This window comes from Pseudomonas sp. EggHat1 (assembly GCF_014892995.1).
In the GTDB taxonomy this organism is placed as follows: domain Bacteria; phylum Pseudomonadota; class Gammaproteobacteria; order Pseudomonadales; family Pseudomonadaceae; genus Aquipseudomonas; species Aquipseudomonas chaetocerotis.
The window spans coordinates 103,746-124,979 of record NZ_JACKQK010000001.1; the positions used below are offsets into that span (position 1 = coordinate 103,746).

Genomic DNA, 21,234 nt, shown 5'->3' on the forward strand with positions numbered 1-21,234 from the left:
CTAATCGGGGGTATTTTCAGGCGCTCTTGCCTGGCCGAGTGGCCAGCAGCAGGCCGCCGAAGATCATCGCGGCACCCAGCCAGTGATAGAGCTGCAGGCTCTCGTTCAGCAGCACCCACCCCAACAACGCGGTGAATACCGGCATCAGGTAGTTGGTCAGCGCCGCCTTGGCCGCGCCGATCACGCGGATGCCGTGGTTCCAGGCCAGGTAGGCGAGCAGCGAGGCGAACACGGCGGTGTAGGCGACGGCCGAGAGGTTGGCGGCATTGATTGCCAGATGCGCGCCCTGGCTCAGTTCATATAGATAGAACGGCAGAATCAGCGGTACGCCCAGCAGGATGAACACGCCCAGCAATGCCAGCGGCGGGATCGGCTGCAGGTAAGCAGCCCAGCGCCGCAGCAGCAGCGAGTACAACGCCCAGTCGACCACCGCCAGCAGCATGATCAGGTCGCCCTGATTGAACGACAGGCTGGCCAGGCGGCTCCATTGCCCCTGGCTGATCAGCACCGCCAGGCCCATCACCGCCACCAGCATGCCCCACCAGGCGCGGCGTGCCGGCCATTCATTGAGCAGCAGCCCGGCGCCGATGAAGGTCACCAGCGGCAGGCAGGTATTGACCAGCGAGATGTTGATGGCCGCCGTGGTCTGCGCCGCGCTGTAGAGCAGCGAGTTGTAGCCGGCGATACCCAGCCCGCCGAGCACCAGCAGACGCCAGCCGGCAGTGCGCACTGCCACACGATGACGCCAAAGCGGCATGGCGACGAAAGGCAGCAACAGTGCCAGGGCCAGGCACCAGCGCCAGAACGACAGGGTGAACGGGGCGATCTCGCCCGCGAAGGCGCGCGCCACCAGAGCGTTACCGGACCAGCAAAGGTTGGCCAGCAGCAGGCCGAACAGCGCCAGCGGGCGCGAATGATTGAGTGCGTTCATGAGGCGAGTGCCACGCCAGGGGCGCGACATTTATCTGGATGGGGGTTGGCCGGCTGTGCGCGGTCACCGAGCGGGCAGTGCTGAGCGATCATTGCGTAGCTTCCGAATCAGGCGGCTTTGCACCATACGGAGGCACGCAAGGCTTGGCAAGATTGCGGACCGTTGGGTGCGCCGTGTACACCAACTCTGCAGTGACACCGTCGCGGCTACGACTGCATGGATGCAGGAGGTAGAGCTAAGCAGGATGCCCGAGCCGAAAGCCCCTCCCACGAATCGGCCGGCGCCAAACCGTGGGAGGCCTTTAGCGGCGAGCGTTGCAGTATCTCGGCATATCTCGGCGTATTCGGTGCGCGCGGCGCACCCTACGGCCGTCAACGCTGACTGCGGCGACGCAGCGGTCGACTCAGCAGCCAGAGGATCAGCAGCACCCCGGCCAGGATCACCGCGCTGGCGCCCCACTGCATCGGCCCGGCCAGGCGGAACAGCTCGGTCGGATGCAGGCTGGGCGCGCGGATCATGCGCGCTTCGGCTGCCGCACCCGTGGTGGGAATATCGGCCAGGCCGTCGCCATCGAGATCCGGCAGGCTGCGGATATGATCGAGCAGCACCTGCCACTCCTTGAGTTCCTGCACGCCTTCCTTATCCGGGTCCAGGTCGATGATGGCGTCTTCGATACGCGGCAGCGGGCGGCCCTCGGCATCCTTGGGGATGACGTCGAGCAGGCCCTTGGTCAGGTCCGGCACCAGCCAAGTGAAGCTGCCGACGTAGCTGGTGGCGCCGATGCTGTAGAGGCGCGTGTCGTTCAGGTCCAGGTCACGGTAGCCACCGTGCGGATCGCCGATTTCGATGCGGCTGACGCGGTCGAACGGCACACGCCAGGGGTTGTAGGTGAAACGCACGCCGGAAACGCGCGGGTAATAGCTCTGGCTGTCGCGCAGCTGATAGGCGAGCAGCAGCACTTCGAGCAACGACTTGATTTCGCGCGCGCTGATGTAGGCCTTGATCATCGGGTAACCCGGTTCGTCGTCGAACTGGCCGATACCCAGCGGGGCGATGCGAAACAGGTCGGAGACGTCCTGCACGCCATTGCGGCCCTTGAGCAGGTCATCGCGGATGGTGCCGTTGCCGGTGAACGCAAGATCGGCATCGACCGCATGACGCAGCGCATCGGTGACCAGGTTGGCCAGGGTCTGATCGGTGAAATCACGGCCCAGGCTCTGGTCGACCCTGGCCAGCGGCTGGTCGAAGCGATAGCCCTTGGGCGTCAACATGCGCTCGCTGACCACCTGTTTGAAGTCTTCGACCTTGGCGGTGATGGTCGCGTCGCCGACGATGCTGTCGTTGACCGCATGCAGGCGATAGTCACGCACACGCGGCACGCCGTCGTCGCCCAGGCTCATGCGCAGCTCGCCAAGGTACTGGATCTCCGAGCCGGCCTGCACCACCGGGGTACGCCCATTAACCAGCACCGGCTGCGGCAGTGCCACATGCGAATGGCCGCCGACGACGATATCGATGCCCGGCACCTGCTCGACCAACTCCACTTCCTCGCCGCGCCAGCTGCCATCGGCCTGCTGGGTGACGCCCATGTGCGAGAGCAGGATGACCACCTCGGCGCCCTCCTCGCGCAGCTTGGCCACCGTTTCCCTGGCGGTGGCGACCGGGTCGGCGAAGGTCACCGGCTTGATCATCGGGCTGACCGCCACGGCGTTGTTGCCAAGCAGACCGAACAGGCCGAAACGAATGCCGCCGCGCTCGATCAGCTTGTACGGCAAGATGCGCCCGGCCTCAGCGTGCGCCTGCAGGCTGTCGTCGGCCTTGCTCGCGGTATCGAAACGCATGTTGCTCGACAGCAGTGGCAGCAGCCTGTCGCCTTTGGCCCTGTGCGCAGCGCTGATCATCGCGGCGAGCCCGGCCGGGCGGAAGTCGAATTCGTGGTTACCGATCACCGCGGCGTCGTAGCCCAGTTCGGTCATCAGGCGCAGTTCACTGCCCATTTCACGGGCGATGGTGTGAAACAGCGTGCCCATGGTGAAGTCGCCGCCGTCGAGCAACAGCAGAGGTTCTTCATCGGCTGCTGCGCGACGTTCATTCAATAATGTGGCAAGCCGGGCTACGCCGCCGACGGTGTCGTCATCGTTCACCGTCGCCGGGCTGTATTCATTGTTGGGGCCAAAACCGAGCAGGCGCGACTGCCAGTCGTTGCTGTGCAGGATGGTGAAATGACGCTCGGCAGCGACCAGCGGCGGTGCGCTCAACAGACCGGCGAGCAGGAGGGAGAGGAGCAGGCGCATGGACGATCCTTGACGATGACTGCGCACAGTATGGAGCAGGCCATGACGCCAGGCAGCGACCAATCGAGACGCAGTTTGTCGCCAATCGAGTCAGACTTTAATTGCCCCAGGTCAGCCCCAAGCCAGACGGCGAGACTAAGCTGTAATCAGGACTGCGAAGTGGAGAAGCGCCATGGACCACTATCACCTGATGCTGATGCTGCTGATCGGTGGCTTTCTGCTGCTGGGAGTCGGCTTCAACTTTCGCGAGCACGAATGGGGCGTACGCGTGCTGGGTTTGGGCGTATTGCTGATGCTGGTGCCGATTGCATTGCGGGTGCATCTGGCGTTGGCGTGAAGCCGCTCTTGTAGGAGCCAGCTTGCTGGCGATCCGCTTGAAGCATCGCTGGCAAGCCAGCTCCTACACGTGATGTGGCTTTCGCGGCCACTGAAGCTGGCAACGCAGAATACCGGCCTTCAGGCCGTGCGCCGCGTAACCCACCAAGCGTTTAATGGCGCCACGCAGAAGGTGGGTTCAGGTAACAGCCCCATGACTCCCTACTACTTCCAGCGCTCTGCGGCGCTCTGGTCGCTGCAGCGGCCTTCGACCCAGCGCGGGCCTTCGCTGGTGTCTTCCTTCTTCCAGAACGGCGCGCGGGTTTTCAGGTAATCCATGATGAAGTTGCAGGCATCGAACGCGGCTTGCCGGTGCGCGCTACTGGTGCCGACAAAAACAATGGGCTCGCCCGGCTCCAGGCGACCGATGCGGTGGATGATCTCGATGCCCAGCAGCGGCCAGCGCTCACGCGCCTCATCGGCGATCTTGGCCAGAGCCTTTTCGGTCATACCGGGGAAGTGTTCGAGGAACATACCGCCGACTTCGCGGCCTTCATTGAAGTCGCGCACGTAGCCGACGAAGGTGACCACCGCGCCAATGCCGAGGTTGGCGGCATGCAGGGCGTTGAGCTCGGTGCCGGGGTCGAAGGGTTGGGCTTGGACGCGGATGGTCATGGGGGTGTCTCGTTTGATGAGGCGTTTTCAGAGTCGGTTTGGTGGGCTGAAACGGAACGCCGCCCGGCCCACCCTACGCCCACCCTACAGCTGGATCAGCATCAACCACCAGTGACTGTGGGGAAGAAGGCGACTTCATCGCCTTCGGCCAGCGGTTCGTCGAGGCTGCACAGTTCCTGGTTGCGCGCGCACATCAGGTTCTGCTCGCCCAGCACTTCCCACTCGCCGCCACGGGCCACCAGGTGCAGGCGCAGGTCGTCGAGGGTGGCGAAATCGCCGCTGAGTTGTTCATCGTCACGGCCCAGGGCTTCACGGTAGCGGGCGAAGTACTGCACGCGGATCATGCTTGTTCCTCCAGCTTGTAGTGACCACTCTTGCCGCCGAGCTTCTCCAGCAGGCGTACCTGCTCGATGACCATGCCGCGATCCACGGCCTTGCACATGTCATAGAGGGTTAGCGCGGCGACGCTGGCGGCCGTCAGCGCCTCCATCTCGACACCGGTTTGCCCGGACAGTTTGCAACGGGCAGTGATATGCACGGTGTCGTCACCCTCTGCGCTGAGCTCGACCTTGACCCCGGTGAGCATCAGCGGGTGGCACAGCGGGATCAGGTCGCTGGTTTTCTTCGCCGCCTGGATGCCGGCGATACGCGCCACGGCGAACACGTCGCCCTTGGGATGCTCGCCGGCGACGATCATCTGCAGGGTGGCCGGCAGCATGCGCACGCGCGCTTCGGCGGTGGCTTCGCGGAAGGTGGTCGCCTTGTCGGTGACGTCGACCATGTGCGCGCGGCCTTGGGAATCGAGGTGGGTCAGCACGGGGAAAGCTCCAGACGGGAATCGACCGATTGTAAACCTGCAAGTCAGGATTTGCAGTCATCTTGTAGGTCGGATGAAATCCGCGGCCACGGCGACAAAAATTCCCGGATTTCATCCGGGCTACGCAACTGTAGGAGCGGATTTATCCGCGATCATCGCGGCTGAAGCCGCTCCCACGGGACCTGTAGAAATTCGTCAATACAGACTAAAACGCCCCTGCTCTTGCGAGCAGGGGCGCCAATGTTTAACAGCCCGAGGGTTACATATGGGTTTCCGCGTACTCCGCGAGGATCGAGCGCGGTACGCCTTGCAGGGTGATGTGTACGCCGTGCGGGAAGTCCTTGAAGCGTTCGGTGAGGTAGGTCAGGCCCGAGCTGGGTGCTGACAGGTAGGGGGTGTCGATCTGCGCCAGGTTGCCCAGGCACACCACTTTCGAGCCATTGCCGGCACGGGTGATGATGGTCTTCATCTGGTGCGGGGTGAGGTTCTGGCATTCGTCGATAAGGATCAGGCTCTGCTGGAAACTGCGCCCGCGGATGTAGTTGAGCGATTTGAACTGCAGCGGCACCTTCTGCAGGATGTAGTCGACGCTGCCGTGAGTGCTCTCGTCCTCCATATGCAGCGCTTCGAGGTTGTCGGTAATCGCGCCGAGCCAGGGTTCCATCTTCTCCGCCTCGGTGCCGGGCAGAAAGCCGATTTCCTGATCCAGCCCCTGCACGCTGCGGGTGGCGATGATGCGCCGGTAGCGCTTGCTGACCATGGTCTGCTCGATGGCGGCAGCCAGCGCCAGGATGGTCTTGCCGGAGCCGGCGGCGCCGGACAGGTTGACCAGGTGAATGTCAGGGTCGAGCAAGGCGAACAGCGCCAGCGCCTGGTGGATGTCGCGCGGTTTCAGGCCCCAGGCTTCCTGATGCAGCAGCGGCTCCTGATGCATGTCGAGGATCACCAGCTCGTCGCCCTTGATCGCCTTGATCCAGCCGACAAAGCCCTGTTCATCGAGGATGAACTCGTTGACGTGAACCGCCGGCAGGTTGTCGATGAGCTGCACGCGATGCCAGGTACGCCCGTGGTCCTGACGGGTGTCGACCTTGCTCACACGATCCCAGAACGAGCCGGGCATGTCGTGATAACCCTTCGACAGCAGCGAGACGTCATCGACCAGTTGGTCGGTGTGGTAATCCTCGGCGTCGATGCCGCAGGCGCGCGCCTTCAGGCGCATGTTGATGTCCTTGGTCACCAGCACCACGGACAGGCCGGGGTTGCGCGACTTCAGCTCCACCAACTGGTTGATGATCTTGTTGTCGTTGAGGTTTTCCGGCAGCCAGGTCACTGGCGCCGCACTTTTGCTCATGAGGATGGAGAGACGACCGCAGGGGCCGCTCTTGCCGCGCTGGATGGGTACCCCGTACTCGACGTCCTCGGGTGCCGCCCCGGCGAGGATCTGGTCGATCAGGCGGATGGCCTGGCGACATTCGGCGGCGACGCCGTGCTTGCCGGACTTCAGTTTGTCGAGTTCCTCCAGCACCGTCATCGGGATGGCGACATGGTGTTCTTCGAAGTTGAGCAAGGCGTTGGGATCGTGAATCAGGACGTTGGTGTCGAGAGCGTAGAGGGTTGGAGCGGTGGGCTTGGAGCGTCCGTGGTCATCCATACGTCGGTCACCTTCTTGTAGTAGCCAGACGACGCAATACCTGGGGCGGTGCTGCGCCGGACAGAGACCGCCGACTTTTTCAGGTCGGGGCCGAAAGGAGGCAAACAAGGTGAGGGCCAATGGCCGCCACCTGTCTGCAGGTTTCGGCGGTCTTGCTTTTTTATTACTCCAATTCACATGACAGAAAAACGTTTTTTTTTCGCCACGCAGGTTTATTTGCAGACGCGACAAATAGCGCTTGGCGAGCCACCAGCACCCCGCTACAGTCCGAAGTCCTACCTGCTGCAACTCGCCGCGCTTACCGCCCCCACATGCAGCACGCCGCGCTAATAAGGTGCAGCCGCCTTTCGCGTCGCCACGAATCTGCTTTCCTTTAGGAGCCGGCTTGCCGGCGATCAGTGCTGACCGGATCGCCGGCAAGCCGGCGCCTACAAAGGCATCAATACTGTTCTTCTCAATCGTCCCGATAGGTGGTCTTGCCGCCCCCCGACCTCTAGAATCGCCGTCACGCTTTCTGGAGACTTCGCACATGCTGATGGTGATTTCACCGGCCAAGACCCTCGACTACGAGACGCCGCCCGCCACCCCGCGCTTCACCCAACCCGAACACCTCGACCACGCCCAGGAACTGATCGCCCAACTGCGCGACTTCAGCCCGGCGCAGATCGCCGAGCTCATGCATCTGTCGGACAAGCTTGCCGGCCTCAATGCCGCCCGTTTCGGCAGCTGGGAGCGCCCGTTCAACCCGTCCAACGCCAAGCAGGCGCTGCTGGCGTTCAAGGGCGATGTCTACACCGGGCTGAACGCCGAGGACTTCTCAGAAGACGACTTCGACTTCGCCCAGACTCACCTGCGCATGCTCTCCGGCCTCTACGGCGTGCTGCGCCCGCTGGACCTGATGCAGGCCTATCGCCTGGAGATGGGCACCAAGCTGGCCAATAGTCGCGGCAAGGATCTGTACGCTTTCTGGGGCGAGCGCATCAGCGGCTGGCTGAACGAAGCCCTGGCCGCCCAGGGCGATGACGTGCTGCTCAACCTGGCCTCCAACGAGTACTTCGGCGCGGTCAAGCGCAAGGCGCTGAACGCACGCCTCATCGACACCGAGTTCAAGGACCTGAAGAACGGCCAGTACAAGATCATCAGCTTCTACGCCAAGAAAGCCCGTGGCCTGATGGCGCGCTACGTGATCAAGGAGCGCCTGACCAACCCCGAAGGCTTGAAAGACTTCAACTACCAAGGCTATCGCTACTCGGCCGAGCATTCCAAGGCCGACAGCCTGGTTTTCCTGCGCGACCAGCCGCAAGACTGACCTCTTCTACGCCGGCTAGCCCATGCACCGCTCATCGGTTGCTGCATGGGTTGGCCGCTGCGCTTGCCGATCCCCTCCTTCCTCACCCTGTCGCTTCGTTGCGCCCCGAGCGCTGCGCCTGGCAAAAATTCCCTCGCCGTTGCGTTTGATTCTCAAAACCTGCTTGGCATCACAGATTCAGCGCACGTGCACTTTCCATAGAACTTATTGCGTCATTAAGTTATCGGATAGTTTCGAGCGCATTAATGAACATATTGCCATCATGCATTTTGCAACTTGCCATTACATTGCAATCAAATTAGCCGTTCAGCTTCGGTTCAGCTTCAGGACGAACGGTAGGAACTATCCGAAAGGGCCGCTACTCATACAGCCCGTAACACATTTCAATACATAACTTCCTGATCACTTGAACCTGCCAGATAGCGAATTAACTTTCGCCGGACAGCTTCACCCAAAGAAAAGTTCGTGTATTTCAAAGGGAGATACAGCAACCCGTCACAGTACCGAGATAGAGGCCTCAAGCGAGGCGGCAGCGACAACATCAAAGGGCCACCCTTCAATATAAAGGCCCACATTTGGTGCCACTTCCGGCGCCCCACTCTATTTATGCCTGAATGAACTTGCTCCTATTAAAACGGCGAGTTCACGGACTAGTTTTGGCCATAAGGCCAGTATTTGAAACTGCATCGAACGGACGAGGTGAATACCATGCGAATCAGTATCTTCGGTTTGGGTTATGTAGGTGCCGTTTGTGCCGGCTGTTTGTCGGCACGCGGTCACGACGTGATTGGCGTGGATATCTCCGCGAACAAGATCGACCTGATCAACAACGGTAAATCGCCCATCGTTGAACCGGGTCTGGAAGAACTGCTGCAACAGGGTCTGCGTCAGGGTCGCCTGCGCGGCACCACCGACGTCGCCGCTGCCGTTCTGGAAAGCGATGTGTCGTTCATCTGCGTCGGCACGCCGAGCAAGAAGAACGGCGACCTGGAGCTGAACTACATCGAGGGTGTGTGCCGCGAGATCGGCATGGCCATGCGCGACAAGAACGAGCGCCACACCGTGGTGGTACGCAGCACCGTGCTGCCAGGCACCGCCAAGAACGTGGTCCTGCCGATTCTCGAAGACTGCTCGGGCAAGAAGGCCGGCGTCGATTTCGGCCTGGCGGTGAACCCCGAGTTCCTCCGCGAAAGCACCGCAATCAAGGACTACGACTTCCCGCCGATGACCGTCATCGGTGAGCTGGACACCGCCTCCGGCGACCTGCTGGCCAGCCTTTACGAAGAGCTCGACGCGCCGATCATCCGCAAGGACATCGAAGTCGCCGAGATGATCAAGTACACCTGCAACGTCTGGCACGCGGCCAAGGTCACCTTCGCCAATGAGATCGGCAACATCGCCAAGGCAGTCGGCGTCGACGGCCGCGAGGTGATGGACGTGGTCTGCCAGGACCACAAGCTCAACCTGTCCAAGTACTACATGAAGCCCGGCTTCGCCTTCGGCGGCTCCTGCCTGCCCAAGGACGTGCGCGCGCTGAACTACCGCGCCGGCAGCCTGGACGTTGAAGCGCCGCTGATCGGTTCGCTGATGCGCAGTAATGCCGCCCAGGTGCAGAAGGCCTTCGACATCATCGCCAGCCACGACTCGCGCAAAGTCGCCCTGCTCGGCCTGAGCTTCAAGGCCGGCACCGATGACCTGCGCGAAAGCCCGCAAGTGGAACTGGCGGAAATGCTCATCGGCAAGGGCTTCGACCTGAGCATCTACGACCGCAACGTCGAATACGCCCGCGTGCACGGCGCCAACAAGGACTACATCGAGTCGAAGATCCCGCACGTCTCCTCGCTGCTCAACAGTGACCTGGACGACGTGGTGGCCAAGGCCGACATCATCGTCCTGGGCAACAGCGACGAGCGTTTCGCCAAGCTGGCCGAGCAGGCGCCGAGCGGCAAGCGGGTGATCGACCTGGTCGGTTTCATGCCCCACGCCAGCAATGGCGTGGCCGAAGGCATCTGCTGGTAAGGACCCGAACGTACCTGCGCGCCCAGCGCGTGCAGGTACTCGGAGACGCATATGGATAAGCTCAAGAACGGCCTCAACCAAGCCAGCGGCTGGATGCTCTATCTCAGCCTGCTGATGCTGCTGGCACTGGCCCTGCCACGCACGGTGTTCGACCCTGAAGCGCGGGACTTCATCCTGCTCATCGGTATCGTCGGCATCTGGCGCTATTCCATGGGCGCCATGCACTTCGTGCGCGGCTGCCTGTTCCTTTACCTGGTCTACCCCTGGTATCGCCGCAAGGTTACAAAACTCGGCAAGGACGCCGACCCCTCTCATGTGTTCCTGCTGGTCACCAGCTTCCGCATCGAGGCGCTGACCACCGCCATGGTCTACCGCTCGGTGATTCGCGAAGCCATCGACTGCGGGTACCCAACCACCGTGGTGTGCTCGATCGTCGAGCTCTCCGACGAGTTGCTGATCAAGAACCTCTGGGCTCAGGCCGAGCCGCCGACGCATGTCACCCTGGACATCGTGCGCATTCCCGGCACCGGCAAGCGTGATGGCCTGGCCCATGGTTTTCGCGCCATCTCCCGGCAGATGCCGGACCGCGATGCGGTGGTGGCGGTGATCGACGGCGACACCGTGCTCGAGCCTGAAGTGGTACGTAAATGCGTGCCCTGGTTCAAGCTCTTCCCCAACGTCGGCGGGCTGACCACCAACGAGTTCTGCGAGGTACGCGGCAGTTACCTGATGAGCGAGTGGCACAAGCTGCGCTTCGCCCAGCGCCACCTCAACATGTGCTCGATGGCCCTGAGCAAACGCGTGCTGACCATGACCGGGCGCATGTCGGTGTTCCGCGCCAGCGTGGTGACCGACCCCGAGTTCATCCGCGACGTGGAAAGCGATCACCTGGAGCACTGGCGCCTGGGTCGCTTCCAGTTCCTCACCGGTGATGACAAGTCCAGTTGGTACAGCCTGATGCGCCTGGGCTACGACACCTTCTACGTGCCGGATGCGGCGATCAACACGGTCGAGCACCCGCCGGAGAAGAGCTTCATCAAGGCCAGCCGCAAGCTGATGTTCCGCTGGTACGGCAACAACCTGCGGCAGAACTCGCGCGCCCTGCGTCTGGGCATGGGTCGCCTCGGCGCCTTCACCAGCCTGGTGCTGTTCGATCAGCGCGTGTCGATGTGGACCTGCCTGCTGGGTCTGTGCGTGGCGATCATCGCCAGCATCAAGTACAGCCTGATGTACCTGCTGATCTACCTGCTGTGGATCGGCACTACGCGGCTGATCCTGACGCTGCTGCTGATGCTCTCCGGCCACCGTATCGGTCCGGCCTACCCGGCGCTGCTCTATTACAACCAGATCGTCGGCGCGATCGTGAAGATCTACGTGTTCTTCCGCCTCGACCAGCAATCCTGGACGCGCCAGAACACCAAGCTCAATCGCGGCCTGTCCAGCTTCGCCAACTGGTTCAACAGCTGGTCGTCGCGTGCCATGACCTTCTCTGCCTCCTGTGTCTTCATCGCCGCGCTGCTGGCGCTGGTGTGACCGTACTCGAATAGGAATTAGCCACCATGAACTCAGTCGCCAATCACAACGTCGTCCATGAGTCCGAGGCCCAGCGCCAGCACGCCCGCGTCAAGCTGCCGGGGCGTCTGCGCTTCACCAATGCCAAGGGCGAACGCATCGATGCGCGTCTGCAGGATGTCTCTGCCGGCGGTTTCAGCTTCACCAACGAAAAGACCACGCACAAGGTCGGTGATTTTCATCGCGGCCAGTTGCAGTTCCAGCTCGACAGCCTGGTGCTGGGCCTGGACGTGGAGTTTCAGGTCAACTCGGTACAGCCCGAGCACAACCGAATCGGCTGCCAGTTCCATGGCGTCGGCGCACGTGAAACCGCGGCCCTGCGCCACCTGATCAGCGCGCACCTGGCTGGCGAGCTGGTCAACGTCGGCGAAGTGCTGCACATCCTCCAGCGCGACAACTTCACCAAGGCGCGCAAGAACGGCGGTAGCGGCGGCATGGGCGTGTTCGGCCGCCTGCGTGCGGTGACGTTCAGCGGCGCGATCTTCCTCATCGGTCTGGCCGCCTTCGGCTACATCGGCAAATCGATCTACGGCCTGTACTTCGTCACCCACGCCCAGTCAGCGCAGATCAGCCTGCCGGCGCTGCAGGTGACCATGCCGCGTGAAGGCAGCGTGCAGAGCCTGGCGCAGCCCGATGGCATCGTCGAGAAAGGCGCACCAATCGCCACCTTCACCACCAGCATGCTGGAAATGCTCAAGGGGCACCTGGGTGAAGACCAGCTCGACCCGAGCCAGATCGAAGCGCTGTTCGCGCGTGAGATGCAGGGCACTCTGACCAGCCCATGCAACTGCAAGATCTCTCGCCAACTGGTGGCCGACGGTCAGTTCGCCAGCAAGGGCGACGTGATCTTCGAACTGGTGCCGCAGGACGGCATCGCCACCGTCGCCGCCAGCTTCCCCTACCGCCATCTGGAACAGGCGCGCCCCGGCACGCCGGTGACCTTCAAGGTGGCCGGCGAAGACCAGGCGCGTCACGGCGAGATCGTCAGCAGCGCCCTGCATGACGGCGGCCTGAGCTCGGACATCCGCGTGGTGATCAAGCCCCAGGAAACCCTGCCGGCCAGCCTCGCCGGGCAACCGGTGGACGTGGTCATCGACCGTGGCCCGTCGCTGGGCTGGCTGGTCGACCGCGCCGTCGCGGCAGGCCGCTAAGGAGAACGTGTCGTGAGCATGCCCCTTCTTCGTCCCGCCCTGCTCGGCCTCGCCGTCAGCGCCACGCTGGCCGGCTGCGCCGGTCTGCCGGATGAGCGCCTGGCGCGCGAAGCCCTGCACAGCGGCGACCAGCAGACTGCCGAATGGCATTTCCGCCAGCTCGCCGAGATGGGCTACAGCGACGCGCAGATCGGCCTCGCCGACATCTACGCAGCGGGCGGCCAGACCCAGGACCTGGATGAAGCCGAGCGCATCTACCGCCAGGCCCTGGACGGTTCGCCACGGGCCGAGGCGCGCCTCGGCAAGCTGCTGGCGCGCAAGCCCGGCAGCAGCCTGGCCGAGCGCCAGGAGGCCGCCGAGCTGCTGGAAAGCGCAGCCCAGGCCCGCGAGCCCAGTGCGCTGCTGCCGCTGACCGAACTCTACCTGTTCTACCCACAGGATTTTCCCGCCATGAACCTCGCGCAACGTATTCAGGACTGGCGCCAGCAGGGTCTGCCGCAGGCAGAACTGGCGCAGATTCTTCTGTATCGCACCGATGGCACCTACGATCAGCACCTGGGCGAGATCGAGCGCATCTGCCAGGCACGTCTGACCAGCAACGACGCCTGCTACGCCGAGTTGGCCACCGTGTATCAGAAGCAGAATCGCGAAGACGACCGTCAGGCGCTGATCGAGCAACTGCTGGCGGGTTACCGCGCCGGCACTGTCTCGCCCAACCAGGTCGACTCCGTGGCTCAAGTCCTCAGCGACCCTGAGGTCGGCCAACCGCAACCGCAGCAGGCACAGGAGCTGCTCGAAGCCATCGCACCGAACTATCCGGCCGCCTGGGTCAGCCTGGCGCGCCTGCTCTACGACTATCCGGCGCAAGGCGATATCGACACGCTGCTCGGTTATCTGGACAAGGGCCGCGAGGCTGCCCTGCCACGCGCCGAATTGCTACTCGGGCGCCTGTACTACGAAGGCAAGTTGCTGCCGCAGCAACCGAAGAAAGCCGAAGAGCACCTGCGCAAGGCCGCGCCCAGCGAACCCAGCGCCAATTACTACCTGGGGCAGATCTACCTGCGCGGCTACCTCGGCGAGGTCTACGCCCAGCAGGCGCTCGACCACCTGCTCAGCGCTGCGCGCGCTGGCCAGCTCAGCGCCGACTTCGCCCTGGCGCAGATGTTCAGCCAGGGTCGCGGGGTCAAGCCCAACCCGGTCAACGCCTACGTATTCAGCCAACTGGCCCTGCCACGCAACACGCCGCCGACCGTCGAGCTGGCGCATGCGCTGGCCGAGAGCCTGACCCCGGCACAACTGGCCGAAGGCCAACGCCTGCTGCGCGAAGAGCGCGATGCACGCGGCATCGTCCTGCAGCAGCAGGCCGCCCTGCAGGTCAGCCAGCCATGAACAAGGATGCACGCATGCAGTTAAACCGTATTGCCAGCCAGCTCGGCCTCAGTGCCAGCCTGCTGGCGGCCAGCGCCGCCTGGGCGGCGGATGCACCGAAGAATTTCGGCCTGGATGTGAAGATCACCGCGCAATCGGAAGACGACCGCGACCTCGGCACACGCGAGGGTGGCGACGTCAGCGGTATCGGTCTCGACCTGCGCCCCTGGGCCTACGGCGAACGCGGCAACTGGAGCGCCTTCGCCATGGGCCAGGCAGTTACCGCCACCGACACCATCGAAACCGACCCGCTGCAGGATGATGGCGAAGACAGCACGCAGCGCAGCGACGCCCGCCAGCCGGACAAGAGCTACCTGGCCATGCGCGAATTCTGGGTCGACTACGCCGGCCTCACCGCCTACCCGGGTGAGCACCTGCGCGTCGGTCGTCAGCGCCTGCGCAGTGACGAAGGCACCTGGTGGGACACCAACATCGAAGCGGTCAACTGGCGCTTCGATACCACTCTGCTGCAGGCCAACGTCGGCATCGCCGAGCGCTTCTCCGATTACCGCACCGATCTCGACGACCTGGCGCCCGAAGACGAAGACCGCCAGCATTTCTTCGCCGGCATCGACTACCAGTGGACGCCCGGACACCGCATCGGCACCAAGCTGCATCACAGCCGCGACGACGGCCGCCTGGCCAATCCCGGCGAGCGCGTCGACGAGCTGAGCAAGCGCTACACCGGTGACCTGACCTGGTTTGGCCTGCACGCCGACGGCGGTTTCTTCGAGCGCAATTCACGCAACCGCCTCAACTACTGGGCGCAGCTGACCTGGTTGCAGGGCGATACCGACCAATTGCAGCAGCAGGTGGTCGGCAGCGACCGCATCGCCACCGGCTCGCGCAGCCAGGACGTCGACGCCTGGGCTATGGACCTGGGCCTGCGCTACAGCCTCGACGAAAACTGGAAGATCGGCGCCGCCTATGCCCGTGGCAGCGGCGGTGGCGACGAGGGCAAGTCGCGCCAGTTCATGCAGACCGGCCTGCACAGCAACCGCGCCAATTTCACCGGCGTCGAATCGCGCCTGCACCGCTACGGCGAGTCCTTCCGCGGCGAGCTCTCCAACCTGCAGGTGGCCAGTGCCTTCAGCTCCTGGCAACTGGGCGAGGACTACGACGCCAGCGTCGTCTATCACCGTTTCTGGCGCGTCGATGGCGACCAGGACGTTGGCGACAGCGGCATCACCGCGCCGCTGGTGGCTGGCGAGAAAGACATCGGCCAGGAAGTCGACCTGGTGCTGACCCGCTATTTCAAGCAGGGCCTGCTGCCGGCCGCCGTTGCCGAACAACTGGATGAGCGCTCGGCCCTGGTGCGCCTGCGCGCCGGCGTGTTCCTGCCAGGCGACGCCTACGGCAGCGGCACCGACTCGGTGATGCACCGCGCCTTCGTCGACTTCATCTGGCGCTTCTGAGGGATCGGATCATGCAACCCAACGGCTTAGCCCTACCCCTGCTGCTCGGCGCACTGTGTCTCACCGCGCCCCTGGCCCAGGCCAACCCCGAGCAGCACCAGTTCGACTACCGCGTGCGTAGTGCACCAGCGGACGAGCTGCATATGGAAGCACCCAAACTGCCGGACCTGTCCGGCTACACCAAGGAGGCCGTGCTGGCCAAGATCCCGCGTGAAAAGCGCGGTCAGGTGGTGGTACGGCGCATGCTGCGCCAGGACGCGCTGAAGGACTTCACCGGCGGCAACGAGCGCCTGCGTGAGTGGATCAAACGCCAGCAAGGCATGCCCCAGGCGATCTTCATCGAAGGTGGCCTGGTCACCGCCCAGGACATCGCCAAGGCGCTGCCTGAGAGCCAGTTCGCCGAGCAGGAACCGGGCGTGTACCTCGCCCGCCTGCCCATCGTCGTGGCAGAAGGCGCAGCGCTGCATGTCGGCAAGGAAACCCGCGAACTGCGCCTGTCGCAAGAGCGCGGCGCGTTCCTGGTCAACGACGGCCTGATGTTTCTCACCGACACCCGCGTCACCGCGTGGCGCGAGGCCGACAACGGCCCGGCGACCCTGCGCGACGACGGCAAGGAGTTCCGCCCGTTCCTGGTGTCCTGGGGCGGCAGCGAGCTGTACATCGCAGGTAGCGTGCTGACCAGCCTGGGCTACGACAACTCCAAGTCCTATGGCGTGTCGATCACCCAGTACACGCCGAACATGCACGAGCGCCTGCAACGTGAAGAACCGACCGGCTGGCTGATCGATTCGGAGTTCGTCGACCACTGGTACGGCTTCTACTGCTACGAAGCGCAGAACGTCGTGATCAAGGGCAACACCTACCGCGACAACATCGTCTACGGCATCGATCCGCACGACCGCTCGCACGGCCTGATCATCGCCGAGAACACCGTGTTCGGTACGAAGAAGAAGCACGGCATCATCATCTCGCGCGAGGTCAACGACAGCTGGATCTTCAACAACGAGAGCTACGACAACAAGCTCTCCGGGGTGGTGATCGACCGTAACAGCGAGCACAACCTGATCGCCTACAACCGCGTGCATGGCAATCATGCCGACGGTATCACCCTGTACGAGAGCGGCGACAACCTGCTGTGGGGCAACCAGGTGCTGCGCAACCAGCGCCACGGCATCCGCATCCGCAACAGCGAGAACATCCGCCTGTACGACAACGTCTCGGCGATGAATCAGCTCACCGGCGTGTACGGCCACATCAAGGACCTGTCCGACACCGACCGCGACCTGCAGCTGGACCCGTTCGACACCAAGATCTCGATGATCATCGTCGGCGGCACCCTGGCCGGCAATGGCTCCAGCCCGATCAACATCGACTCGCCACTTTCCGTCGAGCTGTACCGCGTGAAGATGCTCGCGCCGCGCAAGAGCAGCGGCATCCAGCTCGCCGGCATCCTCGGCGAGAAGCAGGACGAAATCCTCGACCTCATGGTGCGCCAGCGCCTGCCCGTGTTGATCGACCCAATCGATCCCGAGCTGATGACCAACTGACGAGGCCTCTAATGACTGCATACACACTCAAGACCCTGGCCCTGGCAGTGACCTGTGCCGCCTTCGGCAGCACCCTGCAGGCCGAAGAGCGCCAGGCGCCCCAATACCAGGTGGAAGATTGCTGCTCGCTGTGCCCGGCTGCGCATGACGCCAGCCGCTACACCACCAACTACATGAAGAACTTCGTCACCCTGATGGATGCCGACGAGGGCTGGCTGTTTCGCAGCGTCGAAGACCTGCGCACCGAATTCGGCACCAGCGAAGTCGGCTACCAGCGGCTGAAGGAACTGCGTGACGGCCTCAAGCAGCGCGGCGTGGAACTGGTGGTGGTCTATCAACCGACTCGCGGCCTGGTCAATCGCAGCAAGCTGCGCCCGGCCGACTATCAGCGCTTCGACTACGACAAGGCTCTGCGCAACTATCGCCAGGCGCTGACCCGCTTCGAACAGCTGGGTATCTGGGTGCCGGATCTGGCCCCGCTGACCGACGAGGACAGCGACAAGGAGTTCTACTTCCGCCGCGACCAGCACTGGACACCCTACGGTGCCGAGCGCACCGCGCGTCTGGTGGCCGAGACGGTCAAGCGCATCCCCGGCTTCGAAGACATTCCGCGCAAGGAGTTCGTTACCGAGCGCGTCGGCCTGATGGGCAAGACCGGCACCATGCAGAACGTCGCCAGCCAGCTGTGCGGCACCGGCTACGCCGTGCAGTACGTCGACCAGTTCATCACCGAGCCCAAGGACGCCAGCGATGGCGACGCGCTGTTCGGCGACGACAGCAGCCCGCAGATCACCCTGGTCGGCACCAGCCACAGCGGCAAGAACTACAACTTCGGCGGCTTCCTGGAACAGTACCTGGGCACCGACGTGCTCAACGCCGCCTTCCCCGGCGGTGGCCTGGAAGGCGCGATGCTCGAGTACCTAGCCAGCGATTCGTTCCAGAACGACCCGCCGAAGGTCCTGATCTGGGAATTTTCGCCGCTCTACGACCTGGCCTCGGACAAGATCCATCGCCAACTGATGGCCAGCCTGAACAACGGCTGCAGCGGCCAGACCGAGCTGCTCGCTAGCGAGAAACGCCTGCATCCGGGCAGCAACGAAATTCTCGTCAACGGCCAGAACAAGCTGCTGACCCTGGCCGGCAATCGCCACCAACTCGACCTGCGTTTCAGCGATCCGTCGGTCAAGCGCGTCGACGCCACCATCTGGTACCTCAACGGCCGCCGCGAACAGCTCAAGCTGGAGAAACCCGACACCGTCGACACCGACGGCCGCTTCGCCGTCGAACTGCGTGACGAGCCGGGCTGGGGTGAGCAGAACTTCTTCGCCCTGGAAATCCAGAAGCCCGAGGACAGCGCCGACGACCTGAAAGTCCAGGCCAGCCTGTGCCAACGCCCTAGCGGGCCCGGCCAGCAAGTCGCCCTGCACGACTGAGGAGGCTCCCATGCCCAAACGACTCGCTCCACTCACTATCATGGCGTTGCTGCTCAGCGGCCCGGCCTTTGCCGAACTGCAACCGCCGGCGGGCTACTACGCCGCCGTTGACCAGCGCGACGGCAAGGCGCCCGCCTGCCCGGCGGTACCGCAGCCCTACACCGGTGAATTGCAGTTCACCAGCAAGTACGAGGGCTCCGACAGCGCGCGCGCCACGCTCAATCGCCAGGCGGAGAAGAACTTCCGCGAGCAGACCGCGCACATCACCCGCCTGGAAAAGGAGGCCGGGCGGATGATCACCGGCTACATGCGTACCGGTCAGCGCGAGCGCCTGGAATGCGCCATCGAATGGCTGGACCAGTGGGCCAGCGCCGATGCGCTGGAGTCCGAGCAGTTCAACCACACCGGCAAGTCGATGCGCAAATGGGCGCTCGGCAGCCTGGCCGGCGCCTGGCTGCGCCTGAAATTTTCCGAGTCGCAGCCGCTGGCCGCCTACCCGCAGCAGAGCGCACGCATCGAGGCCTGGTTCACCCGCCTGGCCGAGCACACGGTGCGCGAGTGGAGCGACCTGCCGCTGAAGAAGATCAACAACCACAGCTACTGGGCTGCCTGGTCGGTGATGGCGGTGGCGGTGATCGATGATCGCCGCGACCTGTTCGACTGGTCCGTAGGCCAGTTCCGCATCGCTGCCAATCAGGTCGATGACGAAGGCTACCTGGCCAACGAGATGCGCCGCAGCCAACGCGCCCTCGCCTACCACAACTACGCCCTGCCGCCGCTGGCGATGATTGCGGCATTTGCCGAAGCCAATGAAGTCGACCTGCGTGGCGAGAACCATGGTGCCCTGCAGCGCCTGGCCGAGCGCGTGCTGCAAGGCGCGCGCGACCCGGCTGCGTTCGCCCAGCGCACTGGCGCCAAGCAGGACATGAGCGAGCTGCGCAAGGACTTCAAGTACGCCTGGCTGGCGCCCTACTGCAGCCTCTATGCCTGCAGTGAAGAGACCCGCGAACTGAACCAGGAGATGGGGCCGTTCAATAGCTTCCGCCTCGGTGGCGAGGTGACCCAGGTGTTCGGAAAGCCGTAGGAGCCGGCTTGCCGGCGATGCTTTTAAAAGCTGATCGCTGGCAGGCCAGCTCCTACGGACGTAGCAAAAACAAACCCTCCGCTCACGGGGGGAAAGGGGGGCGCTGCCCCGGCTGTTCACGGAGAAGCACGGATGGTCTTTTCATCCAACGTCTTTTTGTTCCTGTTCCTGCCGATCTTCCTCGGCTTGTACTACCTGTGCCCGAATCGCGGGCGCAACCTGCTGATCCTTATCGGCAGCTACGCCTTCTATGCCTGGTGGCGGGTGGATTTCCTTCTGCTGTTCGCTGCGGTGACGCTGTGGAACTACATCTTCGGCCTGCGCATCCAGGCTCACGCCGGCACCGAAGCGGCGCGCCGCTGGGTGGTGGCCGGAGTGGTCGGCAACCTGGCCACACTGGGCTATTTCAAGTACGCCAACTTCGGCGTGGCCAACATCAACGCCGTGCTCGAATCCATGGGCCTGGAGCCCTTCGTGCTGACGTCGGTCATCCTGCCGATCGGTATTTCCTTCTACATCTTCCAGTCGATCAGCTACCTGATCGACGTGTACCGCAAGGACACCGAACCGACGCGCAACCTGATCAACTTCGCCGCGTTCATCGCCCTGTTCCCCCAGCTGATCGCCGGCCCGGTACTGCGCTACAAGGACCTGGCCGACCAGTTCACCGACCGCACCCACAGCCTCGACAAGTTCAGCGAAGGCGCCACGCGCTTCATGCAGGGCTTCGTCAAGAAAGTGTTCATCGCCGACAGCCTGGCGCCGCTGGTGGACCATTGCTTCGCCCTGGAAAACCCCAGCACCGGCGACGCCTGGCTGGGCATGATCGCCTACACCGCGCAGCTGTACTTCGACTTCTCCGGCTACAGCGACATGGCCATCGGCCTGGGCCTGATGATGGGCTTTCGCTTCATGGAGAACTTCAACCAGCCCTACATCAGCCAGTCGATCACCGAGTTCTGGCGACGTTGGCACATCAGCCTGTCCACCTGGCTGCGTGACTACCTGTACGTGCCGCTGGGCGGCAACCGTCACGGCACCTTCAACACCTACCGCAACCTGTTTCTGACCATGCTGCTGGGCGGTTTCTGGCACGGCGCCAACTGGACCTTCCTGATCTGGGGCGCCTGGCACGGCATGTGGCTGGCCATCGAACGAGCGCTCGGCGTGAAAGCCGCACCGACTGTGTTCAACCCGCTGAAATGGGCCTTCACCCTGCTGCTGGTGATGCTCGGTTGGGTGATCTTCCGTGCCGAGAACCTGGAGGTGGCCGGGCGCATGTACACCGCCCTGTTCAGTTTCGGTGATTGGCAGCTGAGCGAGCTGACCCAGGCGCACATCACCGGGCTACAGATGGTCACTCTGGTACTGGCCTGGGTGGTGATCGCCGTCAACGGCGCCCGCCAGTTCCTTGCCAGTCGTAGCCATGAACCGGGCCTGACCCTGGCCAGCACCGGTGTCGCCCTGCAGGCCATCGACCTGCGCATGGTGGCCGTGCGCGGCGCCCTGCTGCTGTTGTTCTGCGCCTCGCTGCTCAAGCTCTCGGCGCAGAGCTACTCCCCCTTCCTGTACTTCCAGTTCTGAGCGGAGGCC

Annotated in this window: 17 protein-coding genes; 11 read left to right on the top strand and 6 right to left on the bottom strand. The window is 63.5% G+C overall.

Translation table 11 applies throughout. The features are described 5' to 3' along the window. Nucleotides 1-16: 16 nt before the first annotated feature. Both INS93_RS00540 and INS93_RS00545 read right to left on the bottom strand, forming a co-directional pair. Nucleotides 17-931 carry a DMT family transporter gene (locus INS93_RS00540; protein ID WP_192979921.1) on the bottom strand — a complete coding sequence of 305 codons (915 nt, stop codon included), beginning with the start codon at nucleotides 929-931 and terminating at the stop codon, nucleotides 17-19. Nucleotides 932-1,302: 371 nt separating this feature from the next. Beyond that, nucleotides 1,303-3,225: a bifunctional metallophosphatase/5'-nucleotidase gene (locus tag INS93_RS00545; protein ID WP_192979922.1), complete on the bottom strand. Its 1,923-nt coding sequence runs from the start codon at nucleotides 3,223-3,225 to the stop codon at nucleotides 1,303-1,305. Nucleotides 3,226-3,397: 172 nt separating this feature from the next. Between INS93_RS00545 and INS93_RS00550 the strand changes: the two genes are divergently transcribed. Then, nucleotides 3,398-3,562 carry a hypothetical protein gene (locus tag INS93_RS00550; protein WP_003459472.1) on the top strand — a complete coding sequence of 55 codons (165 nt, stop codon included), beginning with the start codon at nucleotides 3,398-3,400 and terminating at the stop codon, nucleotides 3,560-3,562. Between the two features lie 203 nt (nucleotides 3,563-3,765). Here INS93_RS00550 and moaE read toward each other — a convergent pair whose 3' ends face one another. The 4 genes from moaE to INS93_RS00570 all read right to left on the bottom strand — a co-directional run bounded on the left by moaE (nucleotide 3,766) and on the right by INS93_RS00570 (nucleotide 6,683). Beyond that, entirely contained in the window at nucleotides 3,766-4,215 is a 450-nt protein-coding gene (gene moaE / locus INS93_RS00555; protein WP_039964337.1) for a molybdopterin synthase catalytic subunit MoaE, read from the bottom strand. 101 nt (nucleotides 4,216-4,316) lie between these two features. Then, the gene (locus INS93_RS00560) at nucleotides 4,317-4,559 is read right to left on the bottom strand and encodes a MoaD/ThiS family protein (protein ID WP_003459467.1); all 243 of its coding nucleotides are present in this window, start codon (nucleotides 4,557-4,559) and stop codon (nucleotides 4,317-4,319) included. Next, on the bottom strand, nucleotides 4,556-5,032 hold the full coding sequence (gene moaC, locus INS93_RS00565) for a cyclic pyranopterin monophosphate synthase MoaC (RefSeq protein WP_116619775.1): 477 nt from the start codon (nucleotides 5,030-5,032) through the stop codon (nucleotides 4,556-4,558). Before moaC ends, INS93_RS00560 begins: the two co-directional genes overlap by 4 nt. Nucleotides 5,033-5,291: 259 nt before the next feature. After that, nucleotides 5,292-6,683, bottom strand: a complete 1,392-nt coding sequence (locus INS93_RS00570; RefSeq protein ID WP_192979923.1) for a PhoH family protein — start codon at nucleotides 6,681-6,683, stop codon at nucleotides 5,292-5,294. A 529-nt stretch (nucleotides 6,684-7,212) separates the two neighbouring features. Between INS93_RS00570 and yaaA the strand changes: the two genes are divergently transcribed. The 10 genes from yaaA (at nucleotide 7,213) to INS93_RS00620 (ending at nucleotide 21,225) form a co-directional block, all read left to right on the top strand. Continuing rightward, a complete protein-coding gene (gene yaaA / locus INS93_RS00575; RefSeq protein ID WP_192979924.1) occupies nucleotides 7,213-7,992 on the top strand; it encodes a peroxide stress protein YaaA in 780 nt (259 codons plus the stop codon). Between the two features lie 708 nt (nucleotides 7,993-8,700). Continuing rightward, complete coding sequence (gene algD, locus INS93_RS00580) at nucleotides 8,701-10,011, top strand: GDP-mannose 6-dehydrogenase (protein WP_192979925.1); 1,311 nt, start codon at nucleotides 8,701-8,703, stop codon at nucleotides 10,009-10,011. A 51-nt stretch (nucleotides 10,012-10,062) separates the two neighbouring features. Continuing rightward, nucleotides 10,063-11,544: a glycosyltransferase family 2 protein gene (locus tag INS93_RS00585; RefSeq protein WP_192979926.1), complete on the top strand. Its 1,482-nt coding sequence runs from the start codon at nucleotides 10,063-10,065 to the stop codon at nucleotides 11,542-11,544. 26 nt (nucleotides 11,545-11,570) lie between these two features. Next, the gene (locus INS93_RS00590; protein WP_160019576.1) at nucleotides 11,571-12,734 is read left to right on the top strand and encodes an alginate biosynthesis protein Alg44; all 1,164 of its coding nucleotides are present in this window, start codon (nucleotides 11,571-11,573) and stop codon (nucleotides 12,732-12,734) included. Nucleotides 12,735-12,746: 12 nt separating this feature from the next. Next, a complete protein-coding gene (gene algK, locus INS93_RS00595; RefSeq protein ID WP_192979927.1) occupies nucleotides 12,747-14,123 on the top strand; it encodes an alginate biosynthesis TPR repeat lipoprotein AlgK in 1,377 nt (458 codons plus the stop codon). A 14-nt stretch (nucleotides 14,124-14,137) separates the two neighbouring features. Then, nucleotides 14,138-15,577: an alginate export family protein gene (locus INS93_RS00600; protein WP_192979928.1), complete on the top strand. Its 1,440-nt coding sequence runs from the start codon at nucleotides 14,138-14,140 to the stop codon at nucleotides 15,575-15,577. Between the two features lie 11 nt (nucleotides 15,578-15,588). Continuing rightward, entirely contained in the window at nucleotides 15,589-17,124 is a 1,536-nt protein-coding gene (algG, locus tag INS93_RS00605) for a mannuronan 5-epimerase AlgG (protein ID WP_192979929.1), read from the top strand. Nucleotides 17,125-17,135: 11 nt separating this feature from the next. Beyond that, nucleotides 17,136-18,557 (top strand): alginate O-acetyltransferase, encoded by a 1,422-nt coding sequence (locus tag INS93_RS00610; RefSeq protein ID WP_192979930.1) that lies wholly within the window; start codon nucleotides 17,136-17,138, stop codon nucleotides 18,555-18,557. Between the two features lie 10 nt (nucleotides 18,558-18,567). Continuing rightward, nucleotides 18,568-19,641, top strand: a complete 1,074-nt coding sequence (locus INS93_RS00615; protein WP_192979931.1) for a mannuronate-specific alginate lyase — start codon at nucleotides 18,568-18,570, stop codon at nucleotides 19,639-19,641. 132 nt (nucleotides 19,642-19,773) lie between these two features. After that, nucleotides 19,774-21,225, top strand: a complete 1,452-nt coding sequence (locus INS93_RS00620; RefSeq protein WP_192979932.1) for an MBOAT family O-acyltransferase — start codon at nucleotides 19,774-19,776, stop codon at nucleotides 21,223-21,225. Nucleotides 21,226-21,234 lie beyond the last annotated feature (9 nt).

Excerpts from the sequence above, each read along its gene's own strand:
- INS93_RS00540 (WP_192979921.1), bottom strand. The coding sequence starts at position 931 with ATGAACGCACTCAATCATTCGCGCCCGCTGGCGCTGTTCGGCCTGCTG.
- INS93_RS00545 (WP_192979922.1), bottom strand. The coding sequence starts at position 3,225 with ATGCGCCTGCTCCTCTCCCTCCTGCTCGCCGGTCTGTTGAGCGCACCG.
- INS93_RS00550 (WP_003459472.1), top strand. The coding sequence starts at position 3,398 with ATGGACCACTATCACCTGATGCTGATGCTGCTGATCGGTGGCTTTCTG.
- moaE (WP_039964337.1), bottom strand. The coding sequence starts at position 4,215 with ATGACCATCCGCGTCCAAGCCCAACCCTTCGACCCCGGCACCGAGCTC.
- INS93_RS00560 (WP_003459467.1), bottom strand. The coding sequence starts at position 4,559 with ATGATCCGCGTGCAGTACTTCGCCCGCTACCGTGAAGCCCTGGGCCGT.
- INS93_RS00570 (WP_192979923.1), bottom strand. The coding sequence starts at position 6,683 with ATGGATGACCACGGACGCTCCAAGCCCACCGCTCCAACCCTCTACGCT.
- yaaA (WP_192979924.1), top strand. The coding sequence starts at position 7,213 with ATGCTGATGGTGATTTCACCGGCCAAGACCCTCGACTACGAGACGCCG.
- algD (WP_192979925.1), top strand. The coding sequence starts at position 8,701 with ATGCGAATCAGTATCTTCGGTTTGGGTTATGTAGGTGCCGTTTGTGCC.
- INS93_RS00585 (WP_192979926.1), top strand. The coding sequence starts at position 10,063 with ATGGATAAGCTCAAGAACGGCCTCAACCAAGCCAGCGGCTGGATGCTC.
- INS93_RS00590 (WP_160019576.1), top strand. The coding sequence starts at position 11,571 with ATGAACTCAGTCGCCAATCACAACGTCGTCCATGAGTCCGAGGCCCAG.
- INS93_RS00600 (WP_192979928.1), top strand. The coding sequence starts at position 14,138 with ATGCAGTTAAACCGTATTGCCAGCCAGCTCGGCCTCAGTGCCAGCCTG.
- algG (WP_192979929.1), top strand. The coding sequence starts at position 15,589 with ATGCAACCCAACGGCTTAGCCCTACCCCTGCTGCTCGGCGCACTGTGT.
- INS93_RS00610 (WP_192979930.1), top strand. The coding sequence starts at position 17,136 with ATGACTGCATACACACTCAAGACCCTGGCCCTGGCAGTGACCTGTGCC.
- INS93_RS00615 (WP_192979931.1), top strand. The coding sequence starts at position 18,568 with ATGCCCAAACGACTCGCTCCACTCACTATCATGGCGTTGCTGCTCAGC.
- INS93_RS00620 (WP_192979932.1), top strand. The coding sequence starts at position 19,774 with ATGGTCTTTTCATCCAACGTCTTTTTGTTCCTGTTCCTGCCGATCTTC.